The organism is Kurthia huakuii LAM0618, assembly GCF_000505545.1.
GTDB classification, from domain to species: domain Bacteria; phylum Bacillota; class Bacilli; order Bacillales_A; family Planococcaceae; genus Kurthia; species Kurthia huakuii.
In genome coordinates, this window is the sequence record NZ_AYTB01000028.1 from 1 (window position 1) to 21,105 (window position 21,105).

Genomic DNA, 21,105 nt, shown 5'->3' on the forward strand with positions numbered 1-21,105 from the left:
CGATTCCTTGATAATGGCTATATAGCCATTGATAATAACGTTGCAGAAAATGCGATTCGTCCAAATGTGATTGGTCGAAAAAATTGGCTGTTTTCTGTCAGTGAAGCAGGCGCTCATTCAAATGCCATTTGTTTAAGTCTTGCTGAAACTGCTAAAGCCAATGGCATTGATTTCTATCAATACTTGGTGAAATTGATGACAGATTTACCGAACCTGCCTTTTCAGCAGCAACAAGAAATTTTAGAGCGTTATCTACCATGGTCCGAAGATATTCAGGCCACTTGTAGAAAATAAATAGCCGACTAGTCAAAAATCATTCGACTAATCGGCTATTTGCTGTGCGTACCGTTAAGGTGCGCGTTTTTTTATATTTCGGGCTTACCTTTTACTAATGAATAAAATAAAAAAGACCATAAACGAACTCAAAATTTCTGAGTTGTCTACAGCCTAACCAGCTATTTTACTGGATTTTACTACTTTAGATCATGGACAAATGCTCATCAAGTAGTGTGAATTTATTTTCCTAGGAAGATAAATTTCGTCAATACATATAAGAAATTATTTAAATTTTCTTATTGCATTCTAATTTTAACATATAAATTGTATAATTTGCGTTTTAAAACATAAAATTAATAGAATCAGTTAATATAATTTATAACCACATTTGCTATACCTTCAGCCATTAACGGAGGCACTGCATTTCCTATTTGCATATATGTTTTAGTGAAAGACCCTTTAAAATAATAATCATCTGGATAAGATTGAACACGAGCAGCTTCTCTAGGAGTAAGTCCTCTAGCTTGAGTTGGATGAATATACATATTACAATCAAACTTCATATGGGCAGTAATAGTTTTACAAGGCTGATTATAAACCAATTTGAAATATTTATCTTTAAAAATACCTTCTCTACTCTTATACGGCATTATATCAGCAATCTTTGGATCATCAGATTTATCACCTTGAAATAATCTACTAAAAATTTCAATATCTCTATCATTATTAAAACGGGCTTTATGGTTGTAAATAATATTAGGTATATTTCCATTAAGACGTTGTAAATAAGGATTTTGTTCAGTCTCTTCGTATGAATTTATAATTTTCCCAATCTCATCGTTTTCAATAGAAGTAGCATTCTTTACTCTCGATGCTTGTAATATTGGCAAATCTGCAATAGCTGACTCCAATGTAGTAGATTCAATCAGTGCGTTATTTTCTTTAATTTGAGATATTAATACACTATTATCTATACCTACTCTATTTCCTATGAAAATAATTCTTTTTCTATTTTGAGGTACACCAAAGTCTAAAGCATTAAAAACCTCATATTCTACATCATATCCAGATGCATTAAAATCTTCAATAATTTGCGCAGCAATATTTTTCATACCAATAACATTTTCCATCACAAAAAATCTAGGTCTAACTCTAGAAACTACTTCTACATATTCTCTATATAATCTATTCCTAGGATCATCAATTACTCTTTGTTTATTGGCATTACTGAAGCCTTGACAAGGAGGTCCTCCGATAACAACATCAACATCTATTCCTTCAGTGTAATCTTGGACTGTATGCGCGATATCTTGAATATCCCCTAAAATCACTTTTTCTGGATTAACTTCTGGATGATTATAAAGATATGTTTCTATACAACTTGGTTCAATGTCATTTGCGAAAACAGTTTTAAAACCAGTTCTATTAAATCCTAAAGACATTCCACCAGACCCACAGAATAAATCTACTAAAGTAGGTCTATTATTACGCATAGATTCCTCTAAAATCTGTCTTCTACAAGAATTACATAATTTAGGAATTTCGCATTTCCCTTCATCGTGATTTAATGAAGATATTAAATTTATAAATTTTTCCCAATTATACGTTTTCATTTTTTTATAGAAAAATTTTTTAAACTCCTCTAAATCTTCTTCTTTTTTTATAATCCCTAAATCGATTAGGTTATTTATAGTATATAAAGAAGACTCGCTGTTATTCTCATCTTGTAAAATTTCTAAATGTTTATATATATCGGTAATCCATTCAATAAATTGTTTTTCTTCTTTTTTGTCAAAATGAATATCAAAACTTTTAAACATAATTACTCCCTCTATAAATGTTGATATATCAATGGCTCACGCCATTTTTGAGTGTCAAAAAAATATTTTCCAACACGCATATCTAACTTAATTTTGTATTAATTGATATTTATGTTAATTCATCGAAACGCTACGCTAAAGAAGAGACCATTTAATGGAAATAATTTCTTCTGAATCCAAGTTTATATGATACACTTTTGGATCTCTGCGTAGCTTATGACGACGAACCCTCCCATATCTCTAGGCGTCTAATTGCGCGTACATTCCTTCGTTCGGTCTGTTCATAAGGCAGAGGCTAGCGATGCTCCTTTAGGGACTCATTCATAAAGTGAAAGGTCGAAGGTGATGAATAGTGCTGGCTTCTCCGTGTTATCCTTTTGTTTAGACTTTCAGTCAAATGTAATCAACTAGCTGCTTTGAGAACCGTAAAGTCTGTCATCATCTGATGTTCATCGAACATCACTTTCTTTTTGCATAAGGCATGTAAAATCTTTAACAGTTTCCCACAAAGTACGACAATGGACTGTTTCTTCCGTAAAGGATTTTTCGTCCTTGTCGTATAGTACTCATGAAGCGCTTTGAAAGCAGAATTATGAAGAATTAAAGGCATCATAACGCGGAATAAAAGCGCCCTTAATTTACGCCGACCTCGTTTAGAGATTCTTTTTTGTCCTTTTGATTGGCCAGAAGAGTTTTCACGCAATGTAAGCCCCGCTAGTTTAATTAATTGGCGTGGATGCGCATATTGTGTGAGTGAACCGACTTCTGATAATAAATCGACAATAGTAATATCTCCGATACCAGGAACGGACGCCAAATAATCATAATCCGTCATTTGTTTCGCAAGAGTCGTTAGCTGACAAGTTAGTTCATCGAGTTGTGCCTGCATCATATGGTACTGAGAAAGTAGCGTGGCTATTTCAAAACGTGCCATCACAAGCCCCTCTGTTAATCCAATTGAGTGAGGCGCAATACGGACTAATTGTTTCGCTTTTGGCAGTTGAGGGCTTTTCAGCCCGTCTACTTGACGATAAAGGCAAAGCAGTTCTTCAGTTGTTTTCCCTTGAATATCCATTGGTAGCGGTGTTTTTTCAAGCACTGCATACGCCATTTTTCCAAAGCTTTTGAACACTTGTGTAAACTCTGGGAAAAATCGATCTAGCCAACGGATAATACGATTTTGAAGTGCGTTCAAATCTTCTTGAAGTTTTGAACGTAAGGTCGCACCGTTTCTTAATTCTGCTTCTACGCCTTCTAAAAGGCGTGGATAGCTAAATCGGCCATCACGTATTAAACGTGCGATGACCAGCGCATCCTTTTGATCATTTTTCGTCTGCAGATTATCGTCAAGTTCTTTCGAGCGATTAACGTGCATCGGATTGACCATCACAAACGGAATTCCGTAATGTGTTAAAAAGGCAGCGAGGTTCATCCAATAATGGCCTGTTGGCTCGAAGCCAACTAGAATCTCCTGTTTTTCGTGTTTCTCTTTTAGCGTCATAAGACGCTCATAAAAGTCATCAAATCCAATTTTAGATTGGATAATCGGAAAGGATTTTTGAAGGATACGTCCTCGATCATCAACTGCACAAGCATAGTGTTTACGTTTGGCAATATCGATGCCGATAACGAGTGTATTTTCAGAAACTTGATTTATTTTTTCATTCGTATTAAAATTCATTCGGATGGGTCCTCTCTGTATATTATGCGCGTCAATGCCAGTTGACACTCAAGCATCATACAGGAGGGCTTTTTTGTTTTCAAGTCTCTGAAAATCCTTCTAACAGGAATGCTCCTCTATTAAATCTGGAATTAATTCTATTAATCTATTAGCAATGGCTTCTGCTACATTAACCGTTACAGCATTACCAAATTGTTTGTATGCTTGTGAATCAGAGACAACTATTTCAAAGTCTTCTGGAAAACCTTGCAATCTAGCACATTCTCTAGGTGTCAGTCTTCTAATGTTTGTTTTACCAGCAGCAACAGCATCTTCACTTGGCTGAGTAACATAATTATCCTGGTTAGCTCTATGCATTTTTGCCATAGTCGCCGTTAAGGGGCGTGCAATTTGTAAATCTATCTCTGAGCGAGAATAATAATTTCCTGTTCCATGAGCTAGAATAGTAGGTAATATCCGATGACTTAAGTAGTATTTTGGATTCACATTTTCTTCTAGAATGCTCTGTAAATTATTTATTTCAACATCTATAGGAATTATATTAGGTGTAGTAAATGTCACATCTATATCATTTCGAATGCAAACTAAAAATATTCTGTTTCTAGTTTGAGGTACTCCATAATCTTTACTATCATAAATATCATAATTGACATTATAACCATTTCCCAAACCATTACCTCTAATATTTTCCAAAGTGTTAATAATAGTTGCTAAAGTATTACCATTATCATGTGTTCTTAAATTTCTCACGTTTTCGAGAACAACCACTTTAGGCATGTGATATTGAATAATTTGAGCAACATTAAAAAACAATGTACCTCTGACACCATCTAAGAACCCTCTCTGTTGTCCCATCATCGAAAATGGTTGACAAGGGAATCCCCCTATTAAAATATTGTGTTCAGGTATACTTTCTGGTTGGATTTCTGTTATGTCCCCTAAATGAATATGATTCCCCAAATTATGTCTATAAGATTGCACTGCATATTTGTCAAAATCATTCGCATATACAATATTAAACCCTGCATTTATAAAACCTAAATCTAATCCACCACATCCACTAAATAATGATGCTAAACTCATTTAAAAACCTCTATCTCAATTTTTTTTTATGTACTCTACAATCCATTCTCTGATGACAATAGAACAGTACTTATTCTCTTTCTTTAATAAATCCATAAACTCTTGTTTTATTTCTGGCTCTAACACAACTTCTAATTTTGAAGTTTTCTTTCTACCTGCAGGACGTCCTGGACGACGTTCCTTCATAACATAAACCTCCAATTCAATTTAGACCCTGATATAAATCATAACATATATACTTAATAACGTACACACCTTACTTTTCCCTCACAATAATTAGTGATTTTATAGATTATCAAAAAGAATAATGACCTTGGGATACATTGATACATATTAAAGTTTAAACAGATATGTTTTAAAATCAGTAATTTAAATTTAATTTAATAATATTACCTTGTACAAAATGTGAGCTAGTTGTTTAAATCTACTAACAAGAGGATTTTACTAACGAAAAAAGGATAATCACATATGATCATCCTTTTTTCGTTTATTCATAGAAACTTAAAAGCGTTTCAAAATTTATTTCTATGCCGTATTTTTCGTAGCGGTCAACTCTTTGCGTAAATAAAGCTTTTAGCATTTTCTTTCCTCTACAGACGCTTTTTCTAATCTCATATGGCAATCTGGACACAATGTAATAATGTTATCTGCAAAATCCAATGTATTTTCAAATAAATCTTGCGCATACATTGGAATCAAATAATGTGTTTCCACATACATATTGCCACCTTCAGCAATAAAACTTTCATGTGAATCATCATATTCGCACTTATAATCACTGTTTTCTTTTGATATGTAATTCTCTGCAAGACTACGCGGATAATTACCACCCATTTTTGTCTGACGAGGCGTTGAAAATATAACAAGATTGTTTAAATCTGGTTGCTGACGATATTTGTTAAGTTCAACTAATTTTTCATTTAAAATATATTCTATTGCACATGCTTCACTTTTCATCTTTTCAAATTCAACTTTTCCGTTCAAATTTCCCCCTCCTGTATACTGTTTATTTCTAATATATCACGTCCATTTACAAAAAAATGGGCAATAATAAAATTATCCTCTTCCTTAAACTATTTAACGCTCGAAAATCCAACCATCGTTGTCGCAGTCTATTTTGGCTTAATAAGGTGCCCCTTTTTGACGCTGTTTGGATAGTTTTTAATAAGCTCTGTACAAGTTCTTCTATGTCTTGTTGTTGTCTTCTTAGAAGATGTGTTACCAGACAATTTTGTCATGTAGACAGCTTTTGAACAAATGCGAAGCTTCATTTTTTCGCTTTTCCCTGTGCATTTAAGTACTTAGCCTTTTTCGTTGTATTCGGTGCACAAATGAATGCCTCACGCGTATAGCCTTTGCGCACAATTATTCAAATAAATATAAAAGGCCCGTCATCTTTTATGGTTTTATTAACACCAAATTGGTCAATCCATTAATTACTTCTTCATTCCCAACAATTCTATCTCCATTCCAATGCGGAAATTAAAAATATCTTCTGCGCGAATATCGGTAAAATCAGTACTGTATTCTGTTTCAACATTGCGCACGAAAAGTAGCTTGCCGATAAGCTCTAGTGTGTGACCGTCTGGCGTATTGATTTTCCAAATTGGTAGCCCAGATTTATAAAAACCCGCATCATCAACTAAAATGGAAATTTCATCGCTATAGTCGGCAATGTCGTAAGATTCGGCATTTAAAATTCGACAAATTTCGGCATTTTGAACAGTTAAGTTGTCATTATTTATCTGGATGGTGCCGACATCGTACTGCATTTGTTGCTCTGGAAAGTCTATGTAATAAAGTTTGAGTTGAGGCATGTTTTCACCATTTCTATTTTCTTTTAATGATAGCATAAAGTTAATATATTATTTTTTTCAGTAAATGTATTCTTTGAAGTAGGAGGGGATTACTGTGAAAAAGATTTTATTAGCAATAATATTAATAATTAGTGGGACTTTCATGACTTCAGCATTTTTAAATATGAATTTACAAGCTGAGGCAAAAGAAAAATCTATGAGTAGTAAACTTGCAAAAAATTTGAAGAAGGGTACTTTCCCAGATGCTTATGGAAAAATTGGTTTACTAAAAAAGAATTTGAAATCTCATAATGGCCTTTTAGTTACTCCGTTTATAGAAGATACAATAGGTGACGATTATTACGTATTTAATTCTTCTAATCCAACACCAAATTCAAAAATAATATTAATTGAACGTTCTTATACTTACTTAATTTCTAGTTCTTCTATAAAAAAGAAATTAGGTAAGGAGTTAAAATATTATAGCTTATCAAATTCTGTTCAAGAAAATAGAACATCCTTTTATAAGGCCGGAAAATATTACGTAAGTATTTATAAATTTTCAAGTATTTCAGATACTTACACAATACTTCAGGTAGGAACTAAGAAAGCAATTATGAATTCTTATGATGTGATTTTCTACTAAAACTATACCGCCAACTTCATTCCGCAAGGTGCTTGCACCGAGGAACCAGTTGGCGGTATTTTGGTTCACGAAAAGGTGCGATAGCGCCGGTGAACCAACACGAGCGTCTACATACTATGCGCGTAGATCCGCCAAGTAATCAAACTCATACGATGCAAACACTAAACTGGCCAACAAACATATGGCTGTAGCACAACCAAGCCTTCTTGATTTTGAAAAGGTGCGACAGCGCCGAAAATCTAGATGGCTTGCTAACTATGAACGAGGGCGGCCTGCAGGTGCGTAAGCTCCCAGGGCGGCACTCGCTACGAATCACTTGAATCTAGGCGTGTATAGCGCTTTAACATATCAAAAGCCTTCTCGATCTGCAAAGGTGCGACAGCGCCGACATCGAGAGGGCTTATTTTTTGTGCGAGCCGGTCCTGACAAGGTGCGTAGCGCCGAAAGGACCTGGCGGAGCATGAACTTTGCGAAAGGCGGAAAGCGAGTCATTGCAACTTGTAGCCGAAGCCGCCTCCTAAAGTCGGACTGCACAAAGCGGAGCGGGTGTAGGCCGACATGTCCTCCCCCCAAGAGCGCCTCGAAAATCCTCTCCCTTTTTGACAGGGTGTGGGGGATGCCGGGTGCTCGAGGGCGGCGGGGGGAGGGGGATTAGTGTGGAAGTGCGTGGGAAATGAATGGAGGCGATGGTGAAGCGAACGAGAGTGAGCGCTACAACATCGCTTCCTTAGTGTGATTGCAATCGGATAGAGCTGGGCGCGTGTAGGATGGCCGGGATCTGCATGATAGTCCACACGCTAGGAGGCGGCGAGGCGGGGCATGATTTAACAACTATTGCAGTTAGGCGTACAGACAGCAAAACGGAAAAATTGTACGTTAAGATCAGTAACCTTTATATGACAGCATAAGTGCCAATAATGTTCGTTTATGGCGCGGCATCAAATAACCATTCATATTCTCTAAAACTGGCTCATTTTAGTTCCAAAACTCATTCCTAAAAACAAAGTTCCATAGATTAAGCCTACAACCATTTTTGGGAGTGCCTTAGCGTACAAAATTTCCGAAATGTTGGCGAGACCCCTAGAAGAAAAAGTGCAATCTACTTGCCTTAGTTATTGTGTATCATCAAACAGTTTTTAAAATCGCTCACCCTTGACCCCAAAGTTTTCAGGCCATGTTTTTCGGACGCCGCACACCAAGCGGAAAAATGCACTTGGCGTCCGTTGAAACAGCGTAACATGGCCTTGTTTGGCGTCAAGGGACAAGCTGCACGATATAGTTTTCTAACTTTTTATATCGAATTGTAAAATGGTATCAATAAATCAACAAAATATTCAGATTTTTAATATCTTTATTTGAACGCTTATTATAAAATAAATACCATAATCTTCAGATTGATCGGTGCAAACCCTTCAATTTAGAAAAAGACCGTCTAGTCGCTAGGCGGTCTTTTTTACGTTTAAATAAATGACAATCGGCACGGTCCCGCATTATTAATTATACTTAGATAAAAAATTAGTGATGGAGGTGGGATTTATGTTAGGATTTTACGTTTTTGCTATTGGGGCTTGGATAGTTGCTAACGCTGTAAACAAGCTTGATTTGACGCTTATCCGCAAATAAATGAAAGCGTTTACAATAATATTTGAAAATTATATATTAGTTACAGGAAGGAGGTGAAAAATATGATCTCTGGTTACACACGCACACATGGTTTGACGTACAAGTATAACTACTTTGACACTGTAAAAGAAAAAACAATCACAAAAGGTTTTACATTACCGACGCTGCGCTTGGATTTAACGGAAGATGAAATCACCGAGCTATTAAAAGCAATTGACAAAATTGTCGAACGCCCGGCAAATGGCGAATTTTACGGCGAATGGACAGACACGAAAGAAGTTTATCCAATCATTAACAAAAACTAATTTAATAAAGAAGGGAGGTCCCCAATATGGCTACTCAAAAAGAGACGTTGACAAAGGTTTTGGTCATGAAATTTTACGATGCGGATAACAAAAAAGATCGCACGCTAAGCATCTCAAACCCGAAACCGACACTTACGGCTGCTGATGTACAAGCGGTCATGCAAACTTTTGTTGACTTACGACCTTTTCGACAAATCTCGAAACCTGAAATTAAGGGTGCGGTAACAATCGAAAAGCTCACAAAAGATTTTGGTATCGTAATTAGCTAGGACCTAAAGCTAGGCGCTGGCCTGGCTTTTTTTATTGACCGAAGAAGGGAGGAGGCGCTTATCACTGCTAAAAAAAATCGTTTTAAAATCATGTCGTTAGCCCACACAAATTATAAAAAATGTGAGTGTTGCGATCGGGTACGCGATATTTATTTTAAAATGTTTATTTACAACGCATTGGATGGCAAGTTTTTAATGGGCACAATCGACTTATGCAAAAAATGTGGTGAAAATTTTGGCGATTTGCTGCGGATCAACGTATCGGCGGACGGCACCGAAAGTGATTTTACATTTGACGAAGAATAGGAGGGAATAATGATGGAAGAGCTATTCAATTATTTGGACTACGGATTTTCGTTTTTATTGGCAATCTATTTGCTCGTAAGGATGGAAAAAAAATTAGAGTTATTAACGGAAAGCATTGCAAAATTGACGAATCAATTTGAGAAAGACTAATCACGTTCTGGCTCTCAGAAATCGCTCATGAGCTCGAGAAGCGTGTTTTTGATACAACATATATTTAAATATGCGACACAAGGGGGACTTTAATGCTATCAATTAATAAATATCTGCAGCACTTAGAGTACGAAGGTAAAGCATTTAATACAATTGAGACATATCGTTATCATTTAATTGCATTTGGAAGTTGGCTAGATCAACAAAAAATGCCCCTCAGAGACCTAAAACCGTCCCATTTACTCGATTTTAAGGAGCATTTATTGGAGTCTGAAAAGTCAAGCCGGACTGTCAATGGCATTTTATCGTGTGTGCGTAACTATTTTGATTACATGATTTTGGCCGAGGAGGTGCACTTTAACCCGGTGTCGAAATTGATGAAAATCAAAATACCGCCCAACTCGCAGCGACGTTTGAGCGATAACGAGTTAAACAGTTTTATTGGCTATGTAAGCACGCTGCCGGATCACACGAACGCAGCTTTTCATTTGATGTTGGCAACCGGGGCACGCGTGAGCGAAATTACGAATCTGACCAAATCAGATTTTAGCTATATAGACGGTGCGCTGTATATCGACATCCAGGACGCGAAATGGGGCAGTAACCGGCTAATCCCGGTCATGAGTGCGGAGTCGGCGCGTATTGTGGCCAAATATGTTAACGATCTAGAGGTGTCGTCGGAGTCAGCTTTTAGGTGCAGTCCGAGGACGTTACAGCGTCATGCATGTAACTTTGCACAAAAGACCGGCATCGCGTTTAGTTGCCACGTATTGCGCCATACATTTGCGACAAGATTATTGGAGCAAGGCATTGCAATCGAGCAAATCCAAATGCTGCTGGGGCACCGATCGCTCAACATGACGCGGCATTACACGCAAAATGCATTTTCGAGTTTTACAAATATCGCACCAAAACTTTTAAGGGAGGAAAAAATTTTATGAAACTATTATTTGATTATGGGCATGGTGGGAACGATCCAGGAGCATCTTACAAAGGTCGGAAGGAGGCGGATGATGTGTTACGCTTAGGACGGGCTGTTGCGAAGCGATTAAGGCAAGCTGGGGTGACTGTTGACGAGACGAGAGCTGCTGATACAACATTGGGATTAGGCCCGCGCGTAAAGCGTGACAAAGCCTCCAGATACGACTATTTTGTATCGTTCCACCGTAATGCACATCAGCCAGAAAAAGCACACGGCGCAGAGGTATTTACATACCCAACGGCAAGTGCAAAAGCTAAAGATTTGGCTGTGCAGCTGCAAAATGTGCTAGTACGAGTTGGCTTTGCTGATCGTGGCGTAAAGACAGCCAATTATTATGTATTGCGTAATACACGATCCCCGGCTGTATTAATCGAGGCTGGGTTTATTGATAATAGTGAAGATAATCGGTTGTTTGATGAAAAGTTTGAGGCGATGGTTGATGGGTTGGCGGGGTGCTTTGTTGATTTGAAAGTGGCTTGTGGGAAAATTTAATCAATTGATTACCTGCTTTATAATGTATGATAAGAAGGTATTTCATGTTACCGCAGCTGTGGAAAGGCTGCGGTTTTTTTGTGTTGTTTAAAACAATTAATAAGACCATAAAGCTATAAGCAACTGCAATAAACACAAAAACAACTAGATTCCCTTGCATACAACTACAATATATAAATAAATCATACAGCAAAGCTACAAGGAAAAAGAAAAACGTAATTAGAAATATGTTAGGCAGACTGGAGTATTGGTTCAACTAGCGGCTTCATGCAATGCGAACATGGTCAGTTGTTCGTCTGGTGGTCCATTGCGGCGTGACAAGATAACGCGTAATGACTCGTACCCTGCAACCGGGGCTAATTGCACAACGTAACTATGGATCAACGCGTCGAGCCCTTGCTTAAACGCTGCAGACTGCGCACGATGCATACGCATAATGTGCGTTAAAAATAAGCCGATTGTTGTCCAGCCTGTTTTTGCTGTGCAACCTCGCCCTACTACTGTCTTTAATAATTTGTTAGACTTTTTCATAACCACGTTTAAAGAGCTCTGCGCGATTCCTACTGCTGCGCAAAGCTCTTTTTGTGTATGCCAAACAAACGGCTCTAGAGCGCCCTGCTTGTCCGTTAAATAGTCGATAATATCTTGTTCCCACTCCTCATAGTGGCTGCGTACGCGATCCTTACGTTCTTTTTTATGTTTGTACCAATATGTACTACCGAGACTTACCGTAAAGTCGCTACCCCCAACAACATATGTTTCGAGCAATGCTTCAACATATACACGACTAGCACCATTATACTTACCGCAGTAAGCCGAGTTAAGCGTTGCGCGCATATCAAAAACACTCAACGGATAGCGGAGATTTGAATTAAATTCGTCTAATAAATCATACGCTCTCGTCTTATCCATGCCCTCCTGGTAACATACAAGTGCAAGTGTAAATAACGTGTTGTTCCGACCAATTTGTCCTTTTTGTCCTTTGATATCCGTTGCGTGCAGTAATGCCGCAAACCACTCTGAGTCCATGACGCTTTGCGATGTCATTTTTTTAGGCACCGCAAAAAGTGCCCGGGACTCCTCGTCGTCCTGGCGCATTGACCAATTAATACACTCTTTAGGTGTGTAACGCGCTTGGCTATACCAAATAATATTGCTAGAGTTCGGCATACGGAAAAAGCCGAAGTCATTGCAGTAAATATCAGCATCAACACTCGATAAGCTCGATTTGAGGTTATTGGCGATGCGCTTAGCCACTACAAGGCTGCGGAAATTATTTTTATTTGAGATAAAAATCGGCTCGGTCAACATAAAGTAAACCTGATAACCGTTTGGCGTCTCTAATACCATCGATGGCTCGCCAATCGAGTGATCGATACAAGCAAGCATAATATCATTAACGCTATGTCGTTTCGTGTCGATGTCGACCACAAATGTATTGATTTGAGACAGATTTGCGTCCTCAAATCCTTTTATGTATGTACGTGTATCATCTGTATAGCAAAAGCGCTGGTACGTGTTAGGCGTCCAGTGAGTCAAACGATTGGCCTCTGCTGCCAATGTCTCTTTTGACGTCACGATGTATCCTTTAACTCGACCATTACTAAAATCCTCTTTTTTGCGCACTACAAAAACGGCACCTTTTTTGTCAGCGGTGTCGGCGTAAGCAGCATTTGGCACTTTAGAGTTGCGCTTGCGATATGTCGTGAGACTGTTATGTGTGATTGATGATATGATTTGATGCAAATTAAAAACAGTCATATTAACATTTCCTTTCTGTTTCAGGAAACTATGACTGTAAAAAATGACATCTATAAATAGAATTAAACAACCTTGTTGAAAACAAGATTTTTAACTGCTATAATCTATTCATCTTTACTAGTCTTAGTATCCTTTGTGGTGGATCAGACTTATACGGATAGTCTGTCTGCAAAACAGCTATCCACTACTAAATAGCCTGCAAAGTTATTTAGTAATGAACCGTTTTAGCCTGCCAGCTAAAGCGGTTTTTTTTATTAACGTCATTATATATTTTAAAAATCGTTTACGCAACTGTATTTTGAGCTATATTAATATACGCATATATGCATATATGCGTATATTAATATATGCATATACGTATATATCTATATATGCATATACGTATATATCTATATATGCATATACGTTCTGTAAACCGCGCCATATCAACGTTTTGGATATATGCATATACGTATATATCTATATATGCATATACGTATATATACATATACGTATCCATATATATTTTAGGACGTCGAAAAAAATTTTTTAAACAAAATAAATGGTAGCGCTATCATTTCCATATATTAAAAAACACCAGTAAGTGCTATCGTTTAGCTACCTACTGGTGTCGTCATTTTTAACCGATGACACTATAGTATGCGGCCCAAGACCTTACAAGTTTCATCCGTTACATCTTAATTAAATTATCAAGGATATATAGGTTCATTTCAATAATAAATTTCCATTAAAAGTATAATACTTACCCTCGTTTTTGAATAACTTTCACTAAAATATCAAAAGTTTTCTTTTCATTAGGTGTTAATTGCATTTCAATATAATCGTCAACAATCGCATCAATCAGATCGTCAACGTTCTCCGCGCGTCCCAACTGGATTAACGCGTTCAAGCGTGAGCGCGTTTCTTTTGTGACACGTACACTTGTAATATCCTCATTTATTTTGCGCTTTTTCTTAGTCGTGGGTTTCTTGGGTGCAACTTTCTCTATCACAGCTTCTTCAGCTGTTTTTGCTTCTTCTACCTTTTTAGGTTCTTCTTTTAAATCTTCCAATGAAAAAGTTTCCGCTGGTTTGGCGTTTGGCTTACGTGATAAATTACTTTTTTTTAATAAATTACTCATACTAAACTTCCTCCTGAATAGCCAATTCTTTCGCTAAGCGTTTTTCAAACTCGACCGCAATTTTTTTGTATGTGTGATGTACGCGGCGATCATGCATATCGTCGTCTGTGATTCCTGTAATATCAAAACGTTTTAAACGTTCCATATTTGTAACAACATTTTCAAATAAATTCTCAGCGCCAAAGATTTCGCGCGCACTATCTAATGTCGCCATATCAACTGGTGCGCCATTTTTTAGTAAAACGGGTAAAATCCCAACAATATCTAAATGGGCATCGTAATCATCGATTAGAGATTGCAAATATGTTGTAAATCCTTCTGCACCTTGTAAGCTGCGTTCATGTGTTTGCAGTACAACGACAACAAAATCCGAAGCATATAACGCTGAGTCGGTAATATCTGAAATGGTAGGAGGGACATCGATAAAAATATAGTCAAATTCGCTGCGGAGTGGCTCTAGTAGAGTAGAAAAATATTGCACCCGATCTTTTAATGACGTACCAAATTTGCGCTCTAAAAAACGTGGATAGAGAGCGAAATCGCTGAAACTTGGTAGCAGATACAAATTTTCTTTAATTTCCGTAACGATTTGCGTTAAATCTTCTTCTTTAATTGCGGTCATTAACGTTTTGTTAAATGAATGAAGATCACCACTAATAAGCTCTTTCGTTTTCAAATAAAGTGAAGTCGCATTTGCCTGGGGGTCTTGATCACATAGCAACACTTTCTTACCTTGCGTTGCGAGTTCATATGCTAACAGCGTCGAGTTTGTTGTTTTACCAGTGCCACCTTTAAAATTCCCAAATGTCACTACAATAGCTTTACCATTATTCATAACGCTTTATCCTCCTAAAGTTTTTTGTTTTTGTATATGCATATATTTTAACACTAATTAGGATATAATCAAAGTTATCAAAGCATTACAGCGCCGCCAGATCTGCCGGTGCAAGCACCTTGCCGCAGCCTGTCCCGGCCATCCCCGTATACAAAGTGGTGCGCGATTTGCACCAAACTGTCACTCTATCAAAATGGCGGAGGACTCGTCCTGGCGCTGCGCACCTACCCGGACCAATCCTCCGCCAATCCCAAAAAATCTCAAATTTTGTCGAATCTACACGATAAATTATTCAGTTATTCAATTTTTACCACAAATGTCCGTCAATTCCCGCCCAGCGTCAATGTAAATCGCAACGTAGCGCAGCGGAGTGAGAATTTAAGAATTGACGCGACCAATTCCTTCCACGCTAAACGCCCGTCCAAACCCTTTTGGACCTGCCTAGTGGCGAGCGGTAGTTTTTTGGGGCGCCTTTTTTTCAAAAAAGGAGCGGTCTAATTTTCTTCTTCACTTTTCTATTTTTATTTGACAATCTATCATACATATAACCATCCTTTTATAGACAAATCAAAACGCCACCTCAAATTAACATTGAAGCGGCGTTTTTTTAATGGATTTTGTCTATAAACTCGTCTATAGTTGATATTATATAAAAGGTATGGAAGTAGACAAGTTTAGATGTTAAAATCCAAATCTAAACTACTATCGATAAATTTTCTTATATAACATAGAATTTAAAATTGCAAATTTTGTACCCACATAGACATCTGTTGAATTCAATTTCTTATCTGGTAATACTAAGACATAATATTTTCCAGCTTTATAAACATATGAGTTGACCTTTTTATTGTCCATGTCAATTGCTTTATAAGGTTTGCCAAAATGTTTTTCTACAGAGCTTGAAGAAATCAAATAATCATATGTTCTCATAATAATTGTTACTTTGTGTGAAGGAGCTATTTTTTCATAATCCTTAAAGCCATATAAATCTCTACTTTGACTTTGATCATTTAATTCATAAAAATTGAAGCGATCACTGATAAATGCATGTCCCTTAGGTTCTTTCTGCTTCAACGTCTTGTATTTCATGCCCACCTTCCCATTTAAACGCGGCATTGTTCCTTTTTTCAATGCTTTAGCAAATGCTGGACTCATATCATACGTTTTCGCACTTGCTTCAAGTTGTTGACTTGGCAATGATGTCATAGCAGTACTCACACCTGCTACAAGAACAGCAGCTAATAATAATTTTTTCATCTTCACTTCTCCCAATATAAGCGATAATTTTTATTTAACATTCTATATAAAGTGCTTATTTATATAAATTGTCCACCCAAGTAACACTACATACACCCATTTTTGTTCCAACAATTACTTCTGTACTTTTATAATTTACTTTTACATACGTATAATATTTACCAGTCTTATAGATATAAGTATTAACTTTTTTTCCTCTCTCATCATAACCTTTATAAGCCTTTCCAAAATACTTTTCGACAGAGGATTTTGATATTTTATAATTGTACCAGCGTCCAATAGAATTTACTGTCGCATTTTTTGGAATATAATCCCCTAAATAGTTTGGCGGAAAATCAAAATTGTAACTATCTTCATCTTTAGCTTTATAGTATGCTGGATCTCCCATATTCATATAAGTACCTTTTGCCTTTTTATGTAAAGAACTAAAAGTTTCACCTACTTTTCCTTTCGAATTTGGTAAAGTCCCTTTTTTCAATGCTTGTGCAAAACTTGATTTCATATCATACGATTTAGCACTTGCTTCAAGTTGTTGACTTGGCAATAATGTCATAGCAGTACTCACACCTACTGCAAGAGCAGCAGATAATAATAACTTTTTCATCAAAATCCCTCCCATTTCACCTTAACAATTTATGAAATAATAAGGAATGATAGCTTTAAATCATTATTATTAATTATGTGATATAGTATATTCCTTGACCACTTTATAAAACGTATTCTTCTTCAATCCCAGCATCTCCATAAACTCCACACCTTTAATTTCTTTCGACTGCCATTTTTCAAAATTAGCTTCTAAAATCGCTCGCTGCTCTTTTGACAATGTTTCCAAACTAATAGCAGGGCGGCCTAAGTGCTTCCCGGCTTTGCGTGCAGCAGCAATGCCTTCCTTCTGACGCTTCAGAATCTTTTTACGCTCTTGATCGGCCACATACGAAAGGAGCGATAGGAATTGGTCCTCCATTAATGACCCGAGCTGGCTATCCTCGCTATTCATCGCTTTAAATTTCCGGCTATCAAATAACGTTTCATTTTCAAGCACAATAATGTCTGCTTGAATTTTACGTGTGATTTCCTTCCACTCTGAAATAATCGCTTCATAATTACGACCCAGGCGATCGAGTGCATCGACATAAATCAAATCGCCTTCACGCATACGACTTTTCATATTTTGATACTGCGGGCGGTTAAAATCCTTGCCACTCGCATGATCGATGTAAATATCTCGCTCATCAATACCAAGCGCTTTCATCTTTGCTTCCTGACGTGCTGTGTTTTGGTCTGCAGTTGAAACACGAATGTAACCGAATATTTTTGTACTCATAGTAACCCTCCAAACGTTTGTAAATCTATATAATTAATTATAAACGTTTATAAATTAATTTGATAGCTTTTAGAAACGAAAAAAGACACCTAAAATTAGGTGTCCGTAAAGTATGATTTTATAAACATAACCATTTATAATTCCAAAGATTCTTTAGAAAAATGATAAAAAATTTAATCACATAACCTTATAAGAATTTCATTACTTATCAAGCTAAACTATCAGTAACTTTATTTTCAAATAATCGTTTTAGTGATTCTACTAATTCATGTTCTCCTTGAGGAGTATATAACTTATTTTCTAATGAAATAGTATTTATAAAAACTACGGGCTCTTTATGTTTCTCAAATCTGTACTGATTACTAATATCATTTTGATATTTTGGATACAATAAAAAAATTAATGGTTGATTATATTTGTGATAATATCCGAACATCTGATACAAATCTTTATCACTTACACCATTCCGATGACCGGATGCATTTAATTTTTTATACTTAGTATCAATTATTATTTTGACGTTATTATTATCCAAAATTACTATATCAGGTTTAAGTAAAAAGCGTCCTTTATTACTGTTATCATAAATTAAATGTTCTTTCGAGTATTGAGAGCGTATTGTTAAATTATTGCCGAAAATTTCTGATTTATACTCATTTAAAAGTTCAAAAATATATTCTTGATAAACTATATTCATATCAATATTAAATATAAAATTGTTTAACTGATTATCTGAATTTATATCAAAAGATTGGCCATCTATAAACATTTTCGCAATACCCAGGAGCTTTGAGTATTCCCCTAATAACCTATCTTCTCTAATATAAGAAAATGTTTCTGATGTAATATGCATATCACTCACATCATTAAAAGCATGAATAATGTTATCAGCAAGAATCTGATTTTGTCGCCAATTTGTTATCTTAGACATTAATTTAGTAGTATATTTTAAAACTTGATTAACTAAATTGTCTTCAGTAAATTCGTCAAATTTACAGTATATCTTATTGGGAATGAAATTCTTCCTTATGTTCTCTGCAACAAGTAATCTACCTTTAATATATCTAAGATTTTCTTCTCTAGAAACATATGTTTTATAGGTACCTTTAAATAAGTTTGTATATAACTCTTGTAAAAACATATTTATAAAAAAATCCAAAAATATACTATCTTCGCTATTCCCATAATTAGCAATATCTATATTTCTAATAGAGAGTTTAGAAGATTTATTTATCATATAATTAAGATTCTTATATATATCATTTTTTTCTATAGTTGCTTCATTATCTGAGCCAGCACTATAGATTTTAGGAAGTACCTCAATTAAAAGATCGTCAACTTTAATAATACCTACAAAATTTTTAAATGATATACTACTTAATTTAAAATTAACCATACCTTTGTATTTATCAATAAAAAGATTTTCCAAGCCCTTTATTTTTTCAATAGACTCTAATGATCTGGCATCCTCAAAAATAGAGGTATAGGAAATTTCAGAGTATTCATAGGTGGTTAATATTCTCATATTATTCAAGATCCTTTTTTGAAATATTTTCAATTGTCTCAAGGAACTCATCATTAGAAATTTCATAGTTTATGCCAAATGAAAATCGTTGATTACTATCAAGAACTAACGAATCCAATACGTCTGTAATTGTTTTGGGATTAGTATAATAATACTCTTGTAGTAATGGAAGGATTTGATATAACCAAACATATTTAATTTGTTCATCTAACTCGTTTTCAGTCTTATTTAGAAGACTGAAGAAATAACTATTACCTATAATATGTTCTTTATCTATTGTCTTTTTAATAAGATCGTTAATATTTTTAATTGCTTGAATAGTATTTTTGATTTTATCTTCTGCACTATCAAAGTATGAAAAATCAGGAGTGATTTCGAAGAATGAGAATCTTCTTCTTAATGCAATGTCAATAAGTGCCACAGATCTATCCGAAGTATTCATTGTTCCAATTATATAAAGGTTTTTCGGAACACTAAATTCTTTCTTCGAGTATGGAAGCTTTACTAGTGTCTCTTCTGCAGCATTTTCTCTTTTCGATTTTTCTATTAAAGTAATAAGTTCTCCGAAAATTTTTGAAATATTACCACGATTTATTTCATCGATAAATAATGCAACTTTTTTATTGTTGTCATTTCGTGCATATTCAGAAATATTCTTAAATATCCCTTCTTCTACTTCGTATGTAAGTTGACCAGTGCTTTTTTCAACTTTAGCAGTAATACCTTCAACAAATTGTTCATATGAATATGATTGGTGGAAAGTAATAATTTCGCTATGATCGAAGTAATCTTTTAGTTGATTGATGTAAAAGGTTTTTCCTGTTCCAGGGGGACCATAAAGAATTAAATTGGGATTACGGTCTAAAAGGTCCATAATTTTCTCTATAGACTCATTCTCATATGTAGTTTTTCTTTCACTAATTACCGGTCGATTATTTTGTTCAGCAATACTTACATGGGTTGGTTCAACCGATTGCACGGACAATCCTTTTAAACTATCCAATTCGTATTTAGGGCCATCATTTCCTTTAACACCTATTGCAACATATTTAGGTTGTTTAAAATACTTTAGGAAGATGATATAGTCACCAGTGTATAATTCCTTTCTAAAGTCAACAAAATTTCCATCATCTTCTTCGATGTATGACACTTCAACTTGTTGAGTGTTATCGCCACGTCTGCTTCGAGCAGTTGTAGTTAGACTTTCAATTATTTTAGTCGTTTCTTCTATATCTTTTCCAACCAAATAATTAATATTATTTGTCAATAAAGTGATAGGTAGTTCTAATATAAATCTTCGCTTAAACTTCCTATTAGGATCTGGAGAATCTAAATAAGCATAGTTATGTAAATATGGGAATATATCCATCTCATTACCAGTCAATGCAATATGAGTCTGATTTGTAGAAGCACTATGCGTAATTGTATTACTCTTAGCTAATTTCTTGATAAGGATTGTATCAAAAGAAGTCTTAGGGTCCTTAAGATTAACATTTAAAATTTCTTCACTGATATTTTGGTCTTTAAATAAATTTGAGATTTGTATAAGTACATCTCTAATATTTGCCATAGAAGACACCTCTAATTTCCTAATTATATATGATACTAGGATAGCATAGTGTAATTAGATATCACAGAAATCTTTTCAAATTAAACTTTGTGATAGAAATGATGCAATAAATTCGCTAAATAAAACATGATTTTATTAATATTTCCATTTTTAAGCAACCCTTATTTTCAGAAAATCACATAAGATACTAAATAAATAGGTATAGGAATATGGCGGTTAGGAGCCCAATAATAGAACTTTTACTGTAAGCCCGTAATCAAATAACGCATATAATCTTGTAGGCA

General features: G+C 35.5%; 22 protein-coding genes. 8 read left to right on the forward strand and 14 right to left on the reverse strand.

Annotation, left to right across the window (positions count from 1 at the left end):
* Positions 1 to 294 (forward strand): IS66 family transposase (locus V514_RS19445; RefSeq protein ID WP_035945108.1); only part of this gene is annotated, 294 nt, incomplete at its 5' end.
* A gap of 344 nt (positions 295 to 638) precedes the next feature.
* On the opposite strand, the gene V514_RS0117825 is transcribed toward V514_RS19445, so the two are convergent.
* The 6 genes from V514_RS0117825 to V514_RS0117850 form a co-directional block, all read right to left on the reverse strand.
* Positions 639 to 2,096 (reverse strand): DNA cytosine methyltransferase, encoded by a 1,458-nt coding sequence (locus V514_RS0117825; protein WP_029501140.1) that lies wholly within the window; start codon positions 2,094 to 2,096, stop codon positions 639 to 641.
* Between the two features lie 403 nt (positions 2,097 to 2,499).
* On the reverse strand, positions 2,500 to 3,777 hold the full coding sequence (locus V514_RS0117830) for an IS110 family RNA-guided transposase (protein ID WP_029501141.1): 1,278 nt from the start codon (positions 3,775 to 3,777) through the stop codon (positions 2,500 to 2,502).
* Between the two features lie 99 nt (positions 3,778 to 3,876).
* On the reverse strand, positions 3,877 to 4,860 hold the full coding sequence (locus V514_RS0117835) for a DNA cytosine methyltransferase (protein WP_029501142.1): 984 nt from the start codon (positions 4,858 to 4,860) through the stop codon (positions 3,877 to 3,879).
* 15 nt (positions 4,861 to 4,875) lie between these two features.
* Positions 4,876 to 5,046 carry an antitoxin gene (locus V514_RS20275; protein WP_152529009.1) on the reverse strand — a complete coding sequence of 57 codons (171 nt, stop codon included), beginning with the start codon at positions 5,044 to 5,046 and terminating at the stop codon, positions 4,876 to 4,878.
* Between the two features lie 387 nt (positions 5,047 to 5,433).
* Complete coding sequence (locus V514_RS19450; RefSeq protein WP_051392502.1) at positions 5,434 to 5,844, reverse strand: HNH endonuclease; 411 nt, start codon at positions 5,842 to 5,844, stop codon at positions 5,434 to 5,436.
* 452 nt (positions 5,845 to 6,296) lie between these two features.
* Complete coding sequence (locus V514_RS0117850; protein WP_161630221.1) at positions 6,297 to 6,713, reverse strand: VOC family protein; 417 nt, start codon at positions 6,711 to 6,713, stop codon at positions 6,297 to 6,299.
* A 58-nt stretch (positions 6,714 to 6,771) separates the two neighbouring features.
* Here V514_RS0117850 and V514_RS0117855 point away from each other — a divergent pair, with 58 nt between their 5' ends.
* From V514_RS0117855 to V514_RS0117890, 7 genes are all read left to right on the forward strand, one after another.
* A complete protein-coding gene (locus V514_RS0117855) occupies positions 6,772 to 7,302 on the forward strand; it encodes a hypothetical protein (protein WP_029501144.1) in 531 nt (176 codons plus the stop codon).
* Between the two features lie 1,685 nt (positions 7,303 to 8,987).
* Positions 8,988 to 9,230, forward strand: a complete 243-nt coding sequence (locus tag V514_RS0117865; protein WP_029501145.1) for a hypothetical protein — start codon at positions 8,988 to 8,990, stop codon at positions 9,228 to 9,230.
* A gap of 26 nt (positions 9,231 to 9,256) precedes the next feature.
* Positions 9,257 to 9,499 (forward strand): DUF2922 domain-containing protein, encoded by a 243-nt coding sequence (locus V514_RS0117870; RefSeq protein WP_029501139.1) that lies wholly within the window; start codon positions 9,257 to 9,259, stop codon positions 9,497 to 9,499.
* Positions 9,500 to 9,658: 159 nt separating this feature from the next.
* A complete protein-coding gene (locus tag V514_RS20495) occupies positions 9,659 to 9,805 on the forward strand; it encodes a hypothetical protein (protein ID WP_161630222.1) in 147 nt (48 codons plus the stop codon).
* A 9-nt stretch (positions 9,806 to 9,814) separates the two neighbouring features.
* The gene (locus V514_RS20155) at positions 9,815 to 9,955 is read left to right on the forward strand and encodes a YvrJ family protein (protein ID WP_081715100.1); all 141 of its coding nucleotides are present in this window, start codon (positions 9,815 to 9,817) and stop codon (positions 9,953 to 9,955) included.
* A 92-nt stretch (positions 9,956 to 10,047) separates the two neighbouring features.
* Positions 10,048 to 10,896, forward strand: coding sequence for a tyrosine-type recombinase/integrase (locus V514_RS19870; RefSeq protein WP_029501146.1), 849 nt, complete (start codon positions 10,048 to 10,050; stop codon positions 10,894 to 10,896).
* Positions 10,893 to 11,429 (forward strand): N-acetylmuramoyl-L-alanine amidase family protein, encoded by a 537-nt coding sequence (locus V514_RS0117890; RefSeq protein ID WP_029501147.1) that lies wholly within the window; start codon positions 10,893 to 10,895, stop codon positions 11,427 to 11,429. Before V514_RS19870 ends, V514_RS0117890 begins: the two co-directional genes overlap by 4 nt.
* 252 nt (positions 11,430 to 11,681) lie before the next feature.
* Here V514_RS0117890 and V514_RS0117895 read toward each other — a convergent pair whose 3' ends face one another.
* From V514_RS0117895 to V514_RS19875, 8 genes are all read right to left on the reverse strand, one after another.
* Positions 11,682 to 13,190, reverse strand: a complete 1,509-nt coding sequence (locus V514_RS0117895; protein ID WP_029501148.1) for a primase C-terminal domain-containing protein — start codon at positions 13,188 to 13,190, stop codon at positions 11,682 to 11,684.
* A gap of 742 nt (positions 13,191 to 13,932) precedes the next feature.
* A complete protein-coding gene (locus tag V514_RS0117900; RefSeq protein WP_029501149.1) occupies positions 13,933 to 14,310 on the reverse strand; it encodes a DUF5388 domain-containing protein in 378 nt (125 codons plus the stop codon).
* 1 nt (position 14,311) lies between these two features.
* Positions 14,312 to 15,145, reverse strand: a complete 834-nt coding sequence (locus V514_RS0117905) for a ParA family protein (protein WP_029501150.1) — start codon at positions 15,143 to 15,145, stop codon at positions 14,312 to 14,314.
* Positions 15,146 to 15,847: 702 nt separating this feature from the next.
* Complete coding sequence (locus V514_RS0117910; RefSeq protein ID WP_029501151.1) at positions 15,848 to 16,402, reverse strand: hypothetical protein; 555 nt, start codon at positions 16,400 to 16,402, stop codon at positions 15,848 to 15,850.
* Between the two features lie 55 nt (positions 16,403 to 16,457).
* A complete protein-coding gene (locus V514_RS0117915; protein ID WP_029501152.1) occupies positions 16,458 to 17,006 on the reverse strand; it encodes a hypothetical protein in 549 nt (182 codons plus the stop codon).
* A 69-nt stretch (positions 17,007 to 17,075) separates the two neighbouring features.
* The gene (locus tag V514_RS0117920) at positions 17,076 to 17,726 is read right to left on the reverse strand and encodes a recombinase family protein (RefSeq protein ID WP_029501153.1); all 651 of its coding nucleotides are present in this window, start codon (positions 17,724 to 17,726) and stop codon (positions 17,076 to 17,078) included.
* Between the two features lie 208 nt (positions 17,727 to 17,934).
* Complete coding sequence (locus tag V514_RS0117925; protein WP_035945109.1) at positions 17,935 to 19,251, reverse strand: McrC family protein; 1,317 nt, start codon at positions 19,249 to 19,251, stop codon at positions 17,935 to 17,937.
* A gap of 1 nt (position 19,252) precedes the next feature.
* Positions 19,253 to 20,821 carry an McrB family protein gene (locus tag V514_RS19875; RefSeq protein ID WP_029501155.1) on the reverse strand — a complete coding sequence of 523 codons (1,569 nt, stop codon included), beginning with the start codon at positions 20,819 to 20,821 and terminating at the stop codon, positions 19,253 to 19,255.
* Positions 20,822 to 21,105 lie beyond the last annotated feature (284 nt).

What these genes read in the sequence shown, in the direction of transcription:
- V514_RS0117825 (WP_029501140.1), bottom strand. Translation starts at nt 2,096, where the DNA reads ATGTTTAAAAGTTTTGATATTCATTTTGACAAAAAAGAAGAAAAACAA.
- V514_RS0117830 (WP_029501141.1), bottom strand. Translation starts at nt 3,777, where the DNA reads ATGAATTTTAATACGAATGAAAAAATAAATCAAGTTTCTGAAAATACA.
- V514_RS0117835 (WP_029501142.1), bottom strand. Translation starts at nt 4,860, where the DNA reads ATGAGTTTAGCATCATTATTTAGTGGATGTGGTGGATTAGATTTAGGT.
- V514_RS20275 (WP_152529009.1), bottom strand. Translation starts at nt 5,046, where the DNA reads ATGAAGGAACGTCGTCCAGGACGTCCTGCAGGTAGAAAGAAAACTTCA.
- V514_RS0117850 (WP_161630221.1), bottom strand. Translation starts at nt 6,713, where the DNA reads ATGCTATCATTAAAAGAAAATAGAAATGGTGAAAACATGCCTCAACTC.
- V514_RS0117865 (WP_029501145.1), top strand. Translation starts at nt 8,988, where the DNA reads ATGATCTCTGGTTACACACGCACACATGGTTTGACGTACAAGTATAAC.
- V514_RS0117870 (WP_029501139.1), top strand. Translation starts at nt 9,257, where the DNA reads ATGGCTACTCAAAAAGAGACGTTGACAAAGGTTTTGGTCATGAAATTT.
- V514_RS20495 (WP_161630222.1), top strand. Translation starts at nt 9,659, where the DNA reads ATGTTTATTTACAACGCATTGGATGGCAAGTTTTTAATGGGCACAATC.
- V514_RS20155 (WP_081715100.1), top strand. Translation starts at nt 9,815, where the DNA reads ATGATGGAAGAGCTATTCAATTATTTGGACTACGGATTTTCGTTTTTA.
- V514_RS19870 (WP_029501146.1), top strand. Translation starts at nt 10,048, where the DNA reads ATGCTATCAATTAATAAATATCTGCAGCACTTAGAGTACGAAGGTAAA.
- V514_RS0117890 (WP_029501147.1), top strand. Translation starts at nt 10,893, where the DNA reads ATGAAACTATTATTTGATTATGGGCATGGTGGGAACGATCCAGGAGCA.
- V514_RS0117895 (WP_029501148.1), bottom strand. Translation starts at nt 13,190, where the DNA reads ATGACTGTTTTTAATTTGCATCAAATCATATCATCAATCACACATAAC.
- V514_RS0117900 (WP_029501149.1), bottom strand. Translation starts at nt 14,310, where the DNA reads ATGAGTAATTTATTAAAAAAAAGTAATTTATCACGTAAGCCAAACGCC.
- V514_RS0117905 (WP_029501150.1), bottom strand. Translation starts at nt 15,145, where the DNA reads ATGAATAATGGTAAAGCTATTGTAGTGACATTTGGGAATTTTAAAGGT.
- V514_RS0117910 (WP_029501151.1), bottom strand. Translation starts at nt 16,402, where the DNA reads ATGAAAAAATTATTATTAGCTGCTGTTCTTGTAGCAGGTGTGAGTACT.
- V514_RS0117915 (WP_029501152.1), bottom strand. Translation starts at nt 17,006, where the DNA reads ATGAAAAAGTTATTATTATCTGCTGCTCTTGCAGTAGGTGTGAGTACT.
- V514_RS0117920 (WP_029501153.1), bottom strand. Translation starts at nt 17,726, where the DNA reads ATGAGTACAAAAATATTCGGTTACATTCGTGTTTCAACTGCAGACCAA.
- V514_RS0117925 (WP_035945109.1), bottom strand. Translation starts at nt 19,251, where the DNA reads ATGAGAATATTAACCACCTATGAATACTCTGAAATTTCCTATACCTCT.
- V514_RS19875 (WP_029501155.1), bottom strand. Translation starts at nt 20,821, where the DNA reads ATGGCAAATATTAGAGATGTACTTATACAAATCTCAAATTTATTTAAA.